This is a genomic window from Mesorhizobium sp. YR577, assembly GCF_900116595.1.
Classification (GTDB): domain Bacteria; phylum Pseudomonadota; class Alphaproteobacteria; order Rhizobiales; family Rhizobiaceae; genus Mesorhizobium_M.
This window is the reverse complement of record NZ_FPBI01000010.1, coordinates 147,673-161,082: the sequence shown is the minus strand read 5'-3', so window position 1 is coordinate 161,082 and position 13,410 is coordinate 147,673. Positions and strand designations below refer to the sequence as shown.

13 protein-coding genes and 1 tRNA gene are annotated in these 13,410 nt (G+C 62.2%); 8 read left to right on the top strand and 6 right to left on the bottom strand.

Features of this window, described 5'->3' with window-relative positions; translation table 11 throughout:
* The first annotated feature begins 117 nt into the window (after positions 1–117).
* Positions 118–1,506: a pyridoxal-phosphate dependent enzyme gene (locus BM413_RS16325; RefSeq protein ID WP_091914882.1), complete on the top strand. Its 1,389-nt coding sequence runs from the start codon at positions 118–120 to the stop codon at positions 1,504–1,506.
* On the top strand, positions 1,503–2,672 hold the full coding sequence (locus BM413_RS16320) for a cystathionine gamma-synthase (RefSeq protein ID WP_091914880.1): 1,170 nt from the start codon (positions 1,503–1,505) through the stop codon (positions 2,670–2,672). The genes BM413_RS16325 and BM413_RS16320 overlap by 4 nt, the downstream gene beginning before the upstream one ends.
* 63 nt (positions 2,673–2,735) lie before the next feature.
* Here the strand turns inward: BM413_RS16320 and BM413_RS16315 are convergent, their stop codons facing one another.
* The 3 genes from BM413_RS16315 to BM413_RS16305 form a co-directional block, all read right to left on the bottom strand.
* Complete coding sequence (locus tag BM413_RS16315) at positions 2,736–4,184, bottom strand: Ig-like domain-containing protein (protein WP_091914878.1); 1,449 nt, start codon at positions 4,182–4,184, stop codon at positions 2,736–2,738.
* A gap of 240 nt (positions 4,185–4,424) precedes the next feature.
* Positions 4,425–4,500 (bottom strand) — tRNA-Lys (locus tag BM413_RS16310).
* Between the two features lie 108 nt (positions 4,501–4,608).
* A complete protein-coding gene (locus BM413_RS16305) occupies positions 4,609–5,517 on the bottom strand; it encodes a PhzF family phenazine biosynthesis protein (RefSeq protein ID WP_091914876.1) in 909 nt (302 codons plus the stop codon).
* Between the two features lie 112 nt (positions 5,518–5,629).
* On the opposite strand from BM413_RS16305, the gene BM413_RS16300 reads away from it, so the two are divergent.
* Genes BM413_RS16300 through BM413_RS16285 form a run of 4 tightly spaced genes read left to right on the top strand, consistent with a single transcriptional unit; the run spans position 5,630 to position 9,080 of the window.
* Positions 5,630–6,916, top strand: coding sequence for an efflux RND transporter periplasmic adaptor subunit (locus tag BM413_RS16300; RefSeq protein WP_091914874.1), 1,287 nt, complete (start codon positions 5,630–5,632; stop codon positions 6,914–6,916).
* 5 nt (positions 6,917–6,921) lie between these two features.
* Complete coding sequence (locus BM413_RS16295; RefSeq protein WP_091914872.1) at positions 6,922–7,626, top strand: ABC transporter ATP-binding protein; 705 nt, start codon at positions 6,922–6,924, stop codon at positions 7,624–7,626.
* Complete coding sequence (locus BM413_RS16290) at positions 7,626–8,834, top strand: ABC transporter permease (protein ID WP_091914870.1); 1,209 nt, start codon at positions 7,626–7,628, stop codon at positions 8,832–8,834. Before BM413_RS16295 ends, BM413_RS16290 begins: the two co-directional genes overlap by 1 nt.
* Positions 8,835–8,855: 21 nt before the next feature.
* Positions 8,856–9,080 carry a hypothetical protein gene (locus BM413_RS16285; RefSeq protein WP_091914868.1) on the top strand — a complete coding sequence of 75 codons (225 nt, stop codon included), beginning with the start codon at positions 8,856–8,858 and terminating at the stop codon, positions 9,078–9,080.
* Between the two features lie 39 nt (positions 9,081–9,119).
* Here the strand turns inward: BM413_RS16285 and BM413_RS16280 are convergent, their stop codons facing one another.
* Positions 9,120–9,836, bottom strand: coding sequence for a hypothetical protein (locus BM413_RS16280; RefSeq protein WP_091914866.1), 717 nt, complete (start codon positions 9,834–9,836; stop codon positions 9,120–9,122).
* 4 nt (positions 9,837–9,840) lie between these two features.
* The gene (locus BM413_RS16275) at positions 9,841–10,953 is read right to left on the bottom strand and encodes an endonuclease/exonuclease/phosphatase family protein (RefSeq protein ID WP_091914864.1); all 1,113 of its coding nucleotides are present in this window, start codon (positions 10,951–10,953) and stop codon (positions 9,841–9,843) included.
* Between the two features lie 154 nt (positions 10,954–11,107).
* Between BM413_RS16275 and BM413_RS16270 the strand changes: the two genes are divergently transcribed.
* Positions 11,108–11,737, top strand: coding sequence for a BA14K family protein (locus BM413_RS16270; protein ID WP_091914862.1), 630 nt, complete (start codon positions 11,108–11,110; stop codon positions 11,735–11,737).
* Between the two features lie 174 nt (positions 11,738–11,911).
* Complete coding sequence (locus BM413_RS16265; protein WP_091915080.1) at positions 11,912–12,205, top strand: PilZ domain-containing protein; 294 nt, start codon at positions 11,912–11,914, stop codon at positions 12,203–12,205.
* Positions 12,206–12,364: 159 nt separating this feature from the next.
* On the opposite strand, the gene ilvC is transcribed toward BM413_RS16265, so the two are convergent.
* Positions 12,365–13,384, bottom strand: a complete 1,020-nt coding sequence (ilvC, locus tag BM413_RS16260; protein WP_091914860.1) for a ketol-acid reductoisomerase — start codon at positions 13,382–13,384, stop codon at positions 12,365–12,367.
* Positions 13,385–13,410 lie beyond the last annotated feature (26 nt).

The window sequence follows — 13,410 nt, the reverse complement described above, 5'->3', positions numbered from 1 at the left end:
CGGACAGGTGTGAAAACCTCCCGCGACTGCTATCTGTAACGTGACACCCGCCCGGCACCGCGGGTCGAACCGGGCCAGAGCGGTCAAAGCCGCCGTATGCGAGAATCGGAGGAAACGATGACACGTCTGCGCAAGCCCTATTCCTCGGTGCTCGACTTGATCGGCGAGACGCCGGTGGTCGAGCTGACGAAATTCGACACCGGCAAATGCCGGCTCTTCATCAAGCTCGAGAGCCAGAACCCCGGCGGCTCGATCAAGGACCGCATCGCGCTTTCCATGATCGCCGACGCCGAACGCTACGGACGCCTGGCGCCCGGCGGCACGATTGTCGAGGCGACGGCAGGCAATACCGGGCTTGGCCTTGCGCAGGTCGGCATTCCCAAGGGCTATCGCATCATCCTCGTCGTGCCCGACAAGATGTCGCGTGAAAAGATCCAGCATCTGCGCGCATTGGGCGCCGACGTACGGCTCACCCGCTCGGATGTCGGCAAGGGCCATCCCGAATATTATCAGGACATGGCCGAGAAGATCGCCGCCGGCATTCCCGGTGCCTTCTACGTCAACCAATTCGCCAACCCGGCCAATCCGCTGGCCCACGAAACCACGACCGGGCCGGAAATCTGGGAACAGCTCGAACACAAGGTCGACGCAGTGGTCGTCGGCGTCGGTTCGGGCGGCACGCTGACCGGCCTTGGCCGCTTCTTCAAGGAGGTATCACCGCAGACCGAGATGGTGCTTGCCGATCCCGTCGGCTCGGTGCTGGCGCCGCTCATCAAGACCGGCAAGATGGAAGAGGCAGGCAGCTGGACCGTTGAGGGCATCGGTGAGGATTTCGTGCCGCCCAACGCCGATCTGTCGCTCGTCTCCAAGGCCTATTCGATCCCCGACAAGGCGAGCATGCTGGCGGTGCGCGACCTGCTTTCCCGTGAGGGCATCCTCGCCGGTTCCTCTTCCGGCACGCTGCTGTCGGCTGCCCTGCGCTACTGCCGCGAGCAGACCACCGCGAAGCGTGTGGTCACCTTCGTCTGCGACAGCGGCAACAAATATCTGTCCAAGGTGTTCGACGATTTCTGGCTGGCCGAACAGGGCCTCTCCGAGCGCGACAACCACGGCGATCTGCGCGATCTCGTCGCCCGCTCACACCGCGAGGGCGGCACCGTCTTCGCCGGCCCCGGCGACAGCCTGCTGACAGCCTACGGCCGCATGCGCCGTGCAGACGTTTCGCAACTGCCGGTGCTCGACGACGGTAAACTCGTCGGCATCATCGACGAGAGCGACGTGTTGGCCGTGGTCGACGGCCCCTATGACAGCCGCTGGGATCGTTTCAACGCCCCGGTCAATTCGGCCATGAGTTCGGAACTCCACACGCTCCAGGCGAGCCAGACACTGGATTCTCTGCTGCCCGTCTTCGACCGCAACGAGGTCGCCATCATCTTCGATGGCGACGAATTCGTTGGTCTCATCACCCGCATCGACCTGATCAACCATTTGAGGCGCGCACGATGACCACTTCGCCGAAGAACCGTCTGGCTTTCGCCACCCGCACCATCCATGGCGGCCAGAGCCACGACCCGACGACCGGCGCGGTGATGGTGCCGATCTACGCCACCTCGACCTATGCCCAGCAAAGCCCCGGCGTGCACAAGGGTTTTGAGTATGCGCGCAGCCAGAACCCGACGCGCTTTGCCTTCGAGCGCGCCATCGCCGATCTCGAAAGCGGCTCGGGCGCCTTTGCCTTCGCCTCGGGGCTGGCAGCAATCGCCACGGTGCTGGAACTGCTCGACGCCGGCGCGCACATCGTCGCCACCGATGACATCTATGGCGGCACGTTCCGGCTCCTTCAGCGGGTGCGCAAACGTACGGCCAATCTCGACATCACCTTTGTCGACTTCACCGACCTCGCCAAAGTCGAAGCCGCCATCCGGCCCGAGACGAAGATGCTCTGGGTGGAGACGCCGACCAACCCGCTGCTGCGCATCGTCGACCTCGAGGGCGTGGCAGCTCTCGCGCGCCGCAAGGGCCTGATCTCGGTTGCCGACAACACTTTCGCCAGCCCCTATATCCAGCGGCCGCTGGAACTCGGCATCGACATCGTCGTCCACTCGACGACCAAATATCTCAACGGCCATTCCGACATGGTCGGCGGCTGCGCGGTCGTCGGCGAGAACAAGGAACTCTTCGACCAGCTTAAATTCCTGCAAAATGCCGTCGGCGCGATTTCAGGACCGTTCGACAGCTTCCTGGCCCTGCGCGGCCTGAAGACGCTGGCGCTGCGGGTTGAAAGGCATTCGCAGAACGGCACGAAGATCGCGAGATGGCTGGAAAACCGTTCGGATGTCCGCCGCGTCATCTATCCCGGCCTCGAAAGCCATCCCCAGCACGCAATCGCCAAGGCGCAGATGCATGCCTTCGGCGGCATGATCACTGTGGAATTCGACCGCGACCTCGCCGCCACAAAGCGCTTCCTCGAACGGACCCAGCTTTTTGCGCTGGCCGAGAGCCTTGGCGGCGTCGAAAGCCTGATCGAGCACCCTGCCCTGATGACCCATGGCAGCATTCCGGCAGAACAGCGAGCAGCGCTCGGCATCTCCGATTCGCTGGTGCGCATTTCGGCGGGCATCGAGGACGGCGACGACCTGATCGCGGATCTGGATCAGGCGCTGGCGGGATAGAGGCTATTTTTCTCAAAGCGCTCCGAGACGGCCAATGCAAAACTGGCCGTCGGGAATTTGCGCCTACACGATAAAAAAGTCGCCGGCGGAAAGAGACGTGCCGTGGCTTACAGCGGCGAATTTGACCGCTGCTGCGCCACCCGCGCCGTCCGCATCGTACAGCAGATTGCCGGAGGCCTTGTTGTAGATGATGCGGTCATTCTCATCGACGGCGGATTTGCCGATCGCGAATGCCCCGGCATCCAGTGCGCCGGCAGCAAGCCCGGCAAAGACAGCACCGTCGAGCTGAATAATGTCGTCGGCGGAGCTGAAGTCGAGAATCCTGTCGTGGTTCGCTGACCCGGGCGCGGTATCGAAGACGAAGGTATCGTTGCCCGCCCCGCCCGAGAGTCGGTCATGGCCGGCACCGCCATTGAGAATATCATTGCCAATACCACCGTGAAGCCGGTCATTGCCGGCACCACCGTTGAGAATATCGTCGCCTGCGTCGCCGCGAAGCCGGTCGTTACCCGCCCCGCCAGTGATTTCATCATTGCCCGCACCGCCCCGTAGGCGATCGTTGCCGGCACCGCCATCGAGGGAATCGTTGAACTTGCTGCCGGTGATGCGGTCGTTACCGCCATTCGCGGCGACCAGAACGGCGTGATCGTAGGCCTTGTAGCTGACGGTGTCCTTGGCGTCGGTCAGCGTGATGCTTTCGGCCGGCGGAGCGACGGTGATGGTGATCGTCGCCACGTTGCTGTTGCCCTGGCCATCGGTGGCATAGACGGTAAATGTGTCGGTGCCGATGAAGCCTGCCTCGGGCGCATAATCGAAGAGGTTCCCGTTCAGATAATCCGCGTGATAGTGCAGGCTGTCGAAATAATGGCCCTGGTGAAACGGATAGTAACCGGCCTCATATTTCGTTTCCTGCTGCAGCGTGCCGTGGTCCGGCCCGTCGACGACGACAAAGCTGAGCAAATCATAATCCGCATCCGTCGCGCTGAACTTGATGTCGTCGAGAGATTGTCCCGGCGCAAGTGTGAAGCTCAGATTGCTGACCGTGGGAGCGTGATTGATGAAAGTGTCGGGCTGGACCACGCCACCATCCAGGATGATCTGATGCTGGCCATACTGGGTGTTTTCACCGCCATAATATTCGTTGGCGCCGGTCCACGTCACCGTGATGTCGTTCGGGCTATCGGCGCTGACGGAGACGATCTGGGTCGACAGATAGGCCGCCTGATCGGACAGCGTGCGGATATAGTTGCCGTCATTGTCGAAGACGGCCGTTTCTATCGTCGTGAAGAGCTCGGTCCTGCCGTCATTGGTGAAGGTGGAGACGGTGAAGAAGCCGTCGAAGACATCGACCGAAGCCACATCGACCCAGCCGAACGGAAAATCCGTGTGCGCCCCTGTCGGCCCGAGAACGTCGCCGTCAGTCTCCGTTATGGAAAACAGAACCGCGTCGGGGCTCTCGTTGTTGACGTCTTCCCAGACGGTAAGCTCGCTACCATTGCTTAAGGTCGGCATCGTGTTCTTCCCTTCGTTATCCGGCGAGACAGGGCTGCGAACGCCATTCAACGGGTAACATAGGCCGGCAATGAAGACCATTGCACGACAAACCTCTTCGATACGACACATGCCGCCGTATTACGAACTTCGCCAGGGGGAGCCGCATTGCGGTTGCATCCAGCCGGCGCGATTGAAGCGCCTCGGCGCCGATCGAACCGCATCAGGCCGAGACAAGCTGTTGATGTTAAGGGAAGAAAGTGGTGGGTGCGACAGGGATCGAACCTGTGACCCGCTGATTAAGAGTCAGCTGCTCTACCAACTGAGCTACGCACCCACTCCACCGGCGAACCGGCGTTGGCGCGGGATATAGCCATACCTTTCCGGCCTGTCCAGCCCCCTAAATCAATCATTCGTCGTCAAAGATCATTTTCGGCTGCGTCATTTATGCAAACAGCATTCCCTCCGCGATCTTGACGGCGTTTCCACCTATGCGCGCGGCGGCCAGTTTGCCGCCCTCCACATCGATTTCCAGCCGGATGCGCGAGGGCCTGCCCATTTCCATGCCTTGCTCGATCCAGAATCGCGCAGGACCATCGCTCGGAGCGTCGAAATGCGTAATCGCACCGGAAAAGGCCGCCGCAGCCGATCCCGTCGCAGGATCCTCATAGGAGGGACTGCCCGCCACGAACATGCGCGCATGGAAGCTGCTGTCGTGATGGACGGTGTCGCGTGTGTAGACATAGGCGCTGGCCGGCTTGCCGTCAGTGCGTCTTGGCGTGAATTCCAGCCAGGCAGGACTGTCCATTCGCGCCCGCTTGGCGACATCGAGATTCGCGACCGGCACTGTCAGATAGGGCACACCAGCCGACCATAGGCTGACGCGGTGATTCTCGAAGCCGATCTCGTGCGGGTCGAGGCCAAGGGCCGCGCCGATCACTTCGGGCTCCACCGTCAGTTCCGATTGTTTTGGCAGTTCGGGAATGTCGAACTCCGCAAAGATGCCCGTTTTGCTGCGCGAGATCGCGCAGCGAAACAGCCCGATATTCTCCTCCAGCACGAAAAGCTCGTCCGTGCCGCCGCCGTCCAGTTCCGCCAGCGCAATCGCCGTGCCGACGGTCGGATGGCCGGCAAAGGGCATCTCGTAGACCGGCGTGAAGATGCGCACCCTTGCCTTGTGCTTAGGGTTTTCCGGCGGCAGCACGAACGACGTTTCCGACAGGTTGAACTCGCGCGCTATGCGCTGCATTCCCGCCGTATCGAGGCCATCGCAATCGAGCACCACGGCCAGCGGGTTGCCGGCCAGCCTTTCGCCCGTGAACACGTCATAGACGAGGTATTTCCTGCCCTTCATGGCTCTTTTTCCTGTTTCCCGCCCCAAACATGAGCGAAATTTAACTTGTAATCCTCGGCTCTAACCACGAGTTGTCGAGATGTAGGGATTTTCGCATGCATAGGGGGCCGGCATGGACCAGATTGTCAATCGGCCAGTGACGGAAACTCCAGCGACGGTCGAAGCCGCTCTTGGCCTCGACAACAAGGGACGCGGACGCAAGCGTCGGCGTGGCTGGATTTATGCGCTCGTCGGTCTCGCGCTCGTCGCCGGCGGCGGATACTACATGGTCTCAGGGCCGTCTTCTGCGGCGGTAAGCTACACCACCGTTCCTGCCGAAACCGGCAATCTCGTCGTGGAGGTGTCGGCAACCGGCACCTTGCAACCGCTGACCCAGGTCGACATTTCCAGCGAGCTTTCGGGCGTCGTCCGTTCCGTTTCCGCCGAGGAAAACCAGGAAGTGCGAAAGGGCGACGTGCTTGCCGCTCTCGACACCACCCGGCTGCTTGCCCAGATCGAACGCGCTCAGGCTTCAGTCAAGGCTGCCGAGGCAAAGGTTCTTGATGCGAAGACCACGCTGAAGGAAACCGAACAGACGCTGGCCCGTTCGCGCCAGCTTTCCGCCCGCGGTATGGTCGCCGATCAGACTGTGGATACCGCACAGGCCGCGCGCGACCGCGCCGAGAGCGCGGTGGCGAGTGCCGATGCCAATCTGGCAATCGCGGCCGCCGATCTGAAGCTGCAGCAGGCCGATCTCGCGAAGAGCACCATCTATGCGCCTATCGACGGCGTCATCCTGACCCGCTCGGTCGACCCTGGCCAGACCGTCGCCTCCTCGCTGCAGGCGCCGGTGCTGTTCGTCATTGCGGCCGATCTCAAGCAGATGGAGCTTCAGGCCGCCGTCGACGAGGCCGATATCGGCTCGGTGACGCCGGGCCAGAAGGCACGCTTCACCGTCGACGCCTTTCCGGACCGCCGCTTCGACGCGGATATCCGCGACATCTCCTTTGCCTCAACGACCACGGAAGGCGTGGTGACCTACAATGCCCGCCTGGCCGTCGACAATGCCGAACTGCTGCTGCGGCCCGGCATGACCGCCACCGTCGCCATCGTCACGCGCGAGGCCAACAACATCGTCACCGTACCGAGCGCAGCCTTCCGCTTTCGCCCACCTGCGGCCGATTCGAGGCGCGGCTGGAGCCTGCAGAACCTGTTCATGCCGCGCATGGGCCGTCCCGGCGGCGGCCAGCGCCAGCGCCAGGTGGCAGCCGACGGCACCCGCACGCTCTACGTGCTGAAGGATGGTCAGCCAGAGGCAGTCAAGGTCAAGACCGGCTCCACGAACGGCGAGGATACCGAGATCGTCTCCGGCATATCAGCGGGCGATCTCATCATCACCGGCAGCCAGACGCGGAACTGACCGGCATGACGGAAAAGCCGCTCATAACGTTCGATCAGGTCTGGAAGACCTATGGCGAAGGCGAAGCCAGCGTCCATGCGCTAGCGGGCGTCGACCTGTCGATTCAGCGCGGCGAATTCGTCGCGATCATGGGCCCGTCGGGTTCCGGCAAATCGACCGCCATGAACATCATCGGCTGCCTCGATACGCCGACATCCGGGCGCTACGGCTTTCTCGGCGTCGATGCCGGAAGGCTCGATCGCAACCGGCGCGCGGTGCTGCGCAATCTTTATGTCGGCTTCGTCTTTCAGGGCTACAACCTAATGCCGCGCACGACGGCTGCCGAAAACGTCGAACTGCCGCTGATCTACCGTGGCGCCTCGGCTGGCGAGCGCCACAAGCTGGCAGCCGAGGCACTGGAACAGGTCGGCCTACTCGGCCGCCAGGGCCACACGCCGGGCGAGCTTTCCGGCGGCCAGCAGCAGCGTGTAGCGATCGCGCGCGCCATCGTCACCAAGCCGACGCTTCTGGTGGCGGACGAGCCGACCGGCAATCTCGATACCGCCCGCAGCCACGAGATCATGGAGCTTCTTACGCGTCTCAATCAGGAACTTGGCCTGACCGTCGTCATGGTCACGCATGAGGCCGATATTGCCGCCTACGCCCAGCGCACGATCGGCTTCCTCGACGGCCACATCGCCTCCGATCAGTTGAACCGGAAGGCTGCCTGATGCTCTGGGAAACCATCCGCCTCGCTCTGCTTTCGGTTCGCCGCAACGTGCTACGCTCGTTCCTGACCCTGCTCGGCATCGTTATCGGCGTCGCCGCCGTCATCGCCATGATCACCATCGGCTCGGGCACGACGGAAAAGGTCAAAAACGACATTTCCAAGCTCGGCTCCAACCTGCTCGTCGTGCGCGCCGCCCGGCCCGAGCGCGGCGGCTCGACCTCCTTCACCCCTCGCCGGCTGGAAGAGCGGGACCTGCTCGGCCTGCGCAAGGGCCTGACCAACGCCAAGGCGGTTTCGGCCGCTTCCCAAAGCACCGTGCGCGTCGTCTACGGCGCGGAAAACATCGCGGCCCAAGTGACGGGCACGGACACGGATTTCTTCATCGCCCGCGACTGGGACGTCTCGAGCGGCCGCATCTTCTCTGAGTCCGAGGTGCGCAGCGGTGCCGGCGTCTGCATCCTCGGTGAAACGGTGCGCCAGCAATTCTTCGGCGCGGGTGATCCCGACGGCATGTCGGTGCGCGTCAACAAGACGAGCTGCAAGGTCATCGGTGTGCTGCAGGCCAAGGGCACGTCCGGCTTCGGGCAGGACCAGGACGCCGTCGTGATGATGCCGCTGGGGGCCTTCCAGCGCCGCATCGCCGGCAACCGCAACATCGACGCGGTCTACATCGCCGCGCAGGACGGCATTGCGACCTCGGCGGTGCAGGAAAGTATCGAAGGCATCATGCGCGACACGCGGCGCCTCGCACCCGACGCCGACGACAATTTCGAAGTCCGCGACATGACCCAGATCGCCGACGCCATGACCAGCGCCACCACCACCATGACCGGGATGCTAGGCGCGGTTGCCGGCGTCAGCCTGCTTGTCGGCGGCATCGGCATCATGAACATCATGCTGGTGTCGGTGACGGAGCGCACGCGCGAGATCGGCATCAGACTGGCCATCGGCGCGCATGAAAAGCACATCCTCATCCAGTTCCTGGTCGAGGCAACCGTGCTGTCGCTGCTCGGCGGGCTCATCGGCATCGCCATTGGCCTGGCGCTTGCGGGCGCGGCTTCGCTGACGCTGTCCATTCCCTTTGCGCCAAGCATTCCAATCATCCTGCTTGCCGTCGGTTTCTCGGCACTGATCGGCATGGTGTTCGGCTTCTTCCCGGCGCTCCGCGGTGCGCGGCTTGATCCGATCGACGCGCTACGGCATGAATAATCGCGATATTCGGGAGGGGTGATGAGCAGGACGGCGCGCGTAGCGATCACGGTGGTGGTTGTAGAGGTTGGGCTGGCGCTGCTGTGGTTGTATCTGGCGCGTTATGGCATGCAGCATCCAGATAGCGTCACTTCCGATTTCCAGGGCCGGGTCGGCAGCGTGTTCGGCATGGCGATGGGCGCGATTCTCGGCGTCAGCGTCGTGCTGCTTCTGGCTGCTAGACGCAAAGACCGTAGCGCGCGCTGATACGACATAGCCGGCTGTCCCGCTTTCGCAGCGGCAACTTCATTCCGTTACCGAAAAATGCCACTCGATCAACGGCACCATGTGGGGCATCAGCCCTTCAGGCCGGTCATCCGGGCTGCGGATGATGACCGGTTCTTCGATCTCCGGTTCAGGATCGGCGGCCACGAACTCACGAATGGCCTCGGCAATGACGTCGGCATTCTCGTCGATATAGTAGCGGCGGAAGATCACGGTGCCTGCCTCGGTCGAGTAGGCGTGATAGCGCTTGCCGCGCACGAGATGGCTGATGTTGATGCCGGTTTCCTCGTCCACTTCCCTGACCATGTTGAAATGGAGATCGGCGATGCCGTCGACGAAATCGATCGGCTCGAACGAACCGGCTGCGAAATAGACGCGTCCGGCATTGACCGTATGCGCGCCCATGCGGATGGCAATCAGCGCATCGTCGCGCGACACCAGCACGGCGTGCGCGTAGGCGTGTTCGCCGCCTGAGATCGCACGATGCTTGCGCCAGTGCATGAAGGTGGCGAAACGCACAGCATGGCAAACCCCTTCCAGCCTCCCGGCCTTGTAGGAAAGCCCGGAAAGCAGCACCACGGTGCCATCGAACAATGCCGGATTGGCGGCTTTTTCGGCCAGCCAGTTTTCCTCGATCGCCGCTATATTGGCCAGTTCGAAGGGATGCGGTGATGAATCGAGCCGGACCTCGATGCCGTCCACCGGCAGGATCGTGTTGCGTGGGATCTCGAAATCCATGGAACTACCTGATGTTCAGCGTCACCGCGACGGGGCAGTGATCGGAAGCTTTCGGCCGGTCCCAGCCGGCGCGCGGGTATCGCTCGACTTCCTGGCCCGGCGGGAAGATCGTGCGCCAGGGCTGACCCTTGCGGACGATATCCGGCACGGCGCCGGCATTTTCCCGCGCCAGTGCTGGCGAGAGAAGAACATAGTCGAGCTGGCACAGATGCCGCTCTTCCGGCCCGCGCGTATGATACAGCGTCCAGCGGTCAAGTTCAGGGCGTCTTTCGACAACGTTTTCGGCAAAGCCGTCGGCAAGCAGCACGTTGAGGCACGACTGCGTTTCATTGACCACGGTGAAATCGTACCCCGTATGCGCGCTGCCGCCGATCACCACGCGCTGGCGATAGTCGTTGAAGTCGCCACAGATAACCCAGCGCTTTCCGCCAGCGTTGTCCTTACCGAACCTGTCTTCGATGATCCGCCGCACCGCCTTCGCTTCAGCGTCGCGGATCGGCGCAGAAGCCTCACGGCCGGGCACACCATTTCGCGGGCTGCCCATGGATTTGAAATGGACTGAGTAGATGGTCAGAGGCTTGCCGCCGATCTTGACGTCGATTTCCAGGCAATCGCGCCGGAAAATCCGCTCGAAAGGCTCGTTGCCGGTGGCGGTGAGTTCCGGCGTCTGAAGGCCGAAATCCTGGAATGTCACATGGGCGTGGCTGGTCATGCGCACGAATTCGATCGGCTCGCCGTCGGCGGTTTCAGTTCGCATCATCACGGCAACATCGATGCCGCGCGTATCGTTGCCCGAAGTCGTGTATTTCTGGCGATAGCCCTGCCCGACCATCTTGAACAGATAGCCATATTCGAAGGCACGCAGCGCCTCGATATTGTCGACCTCCTGCATGCAGATGATGTCGGCACGCGTCTCGGCGATCGCCAGCGCCGTAAGCTGGCGCATGTCGTCGATATGGGCGATGGCGCGCGCTTGCTCCAGAATCCGGTACTCCGCCTCGTCCTTGATCTCGAACAGGGCCAGCGTACGGTCCTGGTTGAGCTGGTTGCGGTAACCGGAATAGTCGAACCTGTTCATAAGGTTTTCGACGTTGAAGGTGGCGAGGCGCAGCGACATGGGCGCGAGCTTTGCCCGCAAGCAATGTCAAAAACAAGGGCCGGTTGCAGTTTCAGGAATCGGAAACGTTCGTTCATCGACCGTTCAGGGTCGAAGTCCGATCATCATCGCAGTTGGGCAATGGCTTGCAAAAGTTGTTCCTCAGGAGATTTCAATGAAACCGAACCTTTCGTCATTGGTGCGCTCGGGGCTTATCGCCCTCGGCGTTCTGGCTGGCGTTTCCGCGCCGGCTCTTGCTCTTCCCGCCGCGGCCCCATTGCAGGGCATGACACCGGCCACGGAAAACACCCTGCCGCTCATAAAAGTCGGCAGCGGCGAATGGGAGCCGGGCTGCCCTCCGGGCTCATCATGCTTCCGTCGCGGCGGCGGTGGCGGCGGAGTTGTTATCCGTCAGCGCGACCGTGAATTCCGGCAGGGCTGGAACCGGCCGGGCAATTGGGAGCGGCCGCGCCGCAACTGGGATCGCCCGCGTTGGCGCAACAACGAAAGCTGGCGTTATCGCGACGACCGCTGGCGCTATCGCCATCATCGCCCACGCCCCTATTACGGTGGCTATGACGACTATTACGGCGGCTCCGGCATCTATTTCAATTTCTCGGCTCCGTCCTACCGCTATGTCGAGCCTCGATATCGCTACGTTCAGCCACGCCGCTACCAGCGCGCCCGGCTTTCGCGCGCGCATGTCAACTGGTGCTACAACCGCTACCGCTCCTATCGCGCTTACGACAACACGTTCCAGCCCTATGGCGGGCCGCGGCAGCAGTGCTGGTCGCCTTACAGCTAACAGCTGGAAGCGTCTTCCACTGCGTTTGAGAACGGCGCCGTCCGGGACGGCGCCGTTTTCGCGTGCACTCCGCGGATGGCATTTAAGCAATGGCTTAAGGATTTCTTGAACGTCGGAACCTATGATTTTCGCAGACCGTCAAATCACTATGCGCAAGCGTTTGGGGAGCTCCGCGTGGCTGAGCCTGAAGATGCCGAGAACAGACGCCAACACCGCCAGCGCGTGCTGAAGGGTGCGTCGATCTTGAGCGGCATCACCAATTCCGAGGTCAAATGCACCATCCGCAACATGCACAAGGACGGCGCAGAGCTTAAGATCTCGATCTATTCGCAGGTTCCGCCGGAATTCCTGCTTTACGTGCCTGTCGACGGCATTGCCTACAGGTCGGTGGTGCGGTGGCGCAAGGAAGACCGCATCGGTGTCCAGTTCACCGGCACCGAGCCCAAGCCGAGCTGGCACTACGGGTGACACGAAAAAGGCCGGCGGATCGCTCCGCCGGCTTTTCGCTGACCCAGATGTTGGGTCGGATTAGTTCTTAGCCTTGTCGACCAGCTGGTTCTTGGCGATTCCCCGCGCACCCGCAGGGCAAAGCCCGAGGACGCGCAGAGAAAAGAGACGTGGATCGCCTCAGTTCTTCGCCTTGTCGACCAGCTGGTTCTTGGCGATCCACGGCATCATGGCACGCAGCTTCGAACCGACTTCCTCGATCTGGTGGCTGTCGTTCATGCGGCGGATGCCCTTGAAGCGCGAGGCGCCCGAACGGTATTCCTGCATCCAGTCGGAGGTGAACTTGCCGGTCTGGATGTCCTTCAGAACGCGCTTCATCTCGGCCTTGGTCTCGGCGGTGATGATGCGCGGGCCCGAAACATATTCGCCCCATTCGGCGGTGTTCGAGATCGAGTAGTTCATGTTGGCGATGCCGCCTTCATAGATCAGGTCGACGATCAGCTTCACTTCGTGCAGGCACTCGAAATAGGCCATTTCCGGCGCATAGCCGCCTTCGACCAGCGTCTCGAAACCGGCGCGGATCAGTTCGACCAGACCGCCGCAGAGAACGACCTGCTCACCGAACAGATCGGTTTCGCACTCTTCCTTGAAGTTGGTCTCGATGATGCCCGAACGGCCGCCGCCGACGCCGCAGGCATAGGACAGGCCGAGGTCGAGTGCGTTGCCCGAAGCGTCCTGATGAACGGCCACGAGGCAAGGCACGCCGCCGCCCTTCTGGTATTCGCCGCGCACCGTATGGCCCGGGCCCTTCGGCGCAACCATCAGAACGTCGACGGTCTTCTTCGGCTCGATCAGGCCGAAATGCACGTTGAGGCCGTGCGCGAAGGCGATGGCTGCACCGTCGCGAATGTTCGGCGCGATTTCGTCGCGGTAGATGTCGGCCTGCAATTCGTCAGGCGTCGCCATCATCATCAGGTCGGCCCACTTGGCGGCCTCTGCAACGGTCATGACCTTGAGGCCGTCTGCCTCGACCTTCTTGGCGGTTGCCGAGCCGGCCTTCAGGGCGACGGCAAGTTCCTTGGCGCCGGAATCCTTGAGGTTGAGCGCATGGGCACGGCCCTGCGAGCCATAGCCGATGATGGCGACCTTCTTGCCCTTGATCAGATTGAGATCGGCATCACGATCGTAATAAACGCGCATTTTGTCTTCCTTCCCTTCGGGGTGTT

What these genes read in the sequence shown, in the direction of transcription:
- ilvC (WP_091914860.1), bottom strand. Translation starts at nt 13,384, where the DNA reads ATGCGCGTTTATTACGATCGTGATGCCGATCTCAATCTGATCAAGGGC.
- BM413_RS16290 (WP_091914870.1), top strand. Translation starts at nt 7,626, where the DNA reads ATGCTCTGGGAAACCATCCGCCTCGCTCTGCTTTCGGTTCGCCGCAAC.
- BM413_RS16305 (WP_091914876.1), bottom strand. Translation starts at nt 5,517, where the DNA reads ATGAAGGGCAGGAAATACCTCGTCTATGACGTGTTCACGGGCGAAAGG.
- BM413_RS16275 (WP_091914864.1), bottom strand. Translation starts at nt 10,953, where the DNA reads ATGTCGCTGCGCCTCGCCACCTTCAACGTCGAAAACCTTATGAACAGG.
- BM413_RS16315 (WP_091914878.1), bottom strand. Translation starts at nt 4,184, where the DNA reads ATGCCGACCTTAAGCAATGGTAGCGAGCTTACCGTCTGGGAAGACGTC.
- BM413_RS16300 (WP_091914874.1), top strand. Translation starts at nt 5,630, where the DNA reads ATGGACCAGATTGTCAATCGGCCAGTGACGGAAACTCCAGCGACGGTC.
- BM413_RS16325 (WP_091914882.1), top strand. Translation starts at nt 118, where the DNA reads ATGACACGTCTGCGCAAGCCCTATTCCTCGGTGCTCGACTTGATCGGC.
- BM413_RS16270 (WP_091914862.1), top strand. Translation starts at nt 11,108, where the DNA reads ATGAAACCGAACCTTTCGTCATTGGTGCGCTCGGGGCTTATCGCCCTC.
- BM413_RS16320 (WP_091914880.1), top strand. Translation starts at nt 1,503, where the DNA reads ATGACCACTTCGCCGAAGAACCGTCTGGCTTTCGCCACCCGCACCATC.
- BM413_RS16280 (WP_091914866.1), bottom strand. Translation starts at nt 9,836, where the DNA reads ATGGATTTCGAGATCCCACGCAACACGATCCTGCCGGTGGACGGCATC.
- BM413_RS16295 (WP_091914872.1), top strand. Translation starts at nt 6,922, where the DNA reads ATGACGGAAAAGCCGCTCATAACGTTCGATCAGGTCTGGAAGACCTAT.
- BM413_RS16285 (WP_091914868.1), top strand. Translation starts at nt 8,856, where the DNA reads ATGAGCAGGACGGCGCGCGTAGCGATCACGGTGGTGGTTGTAGAGGTT.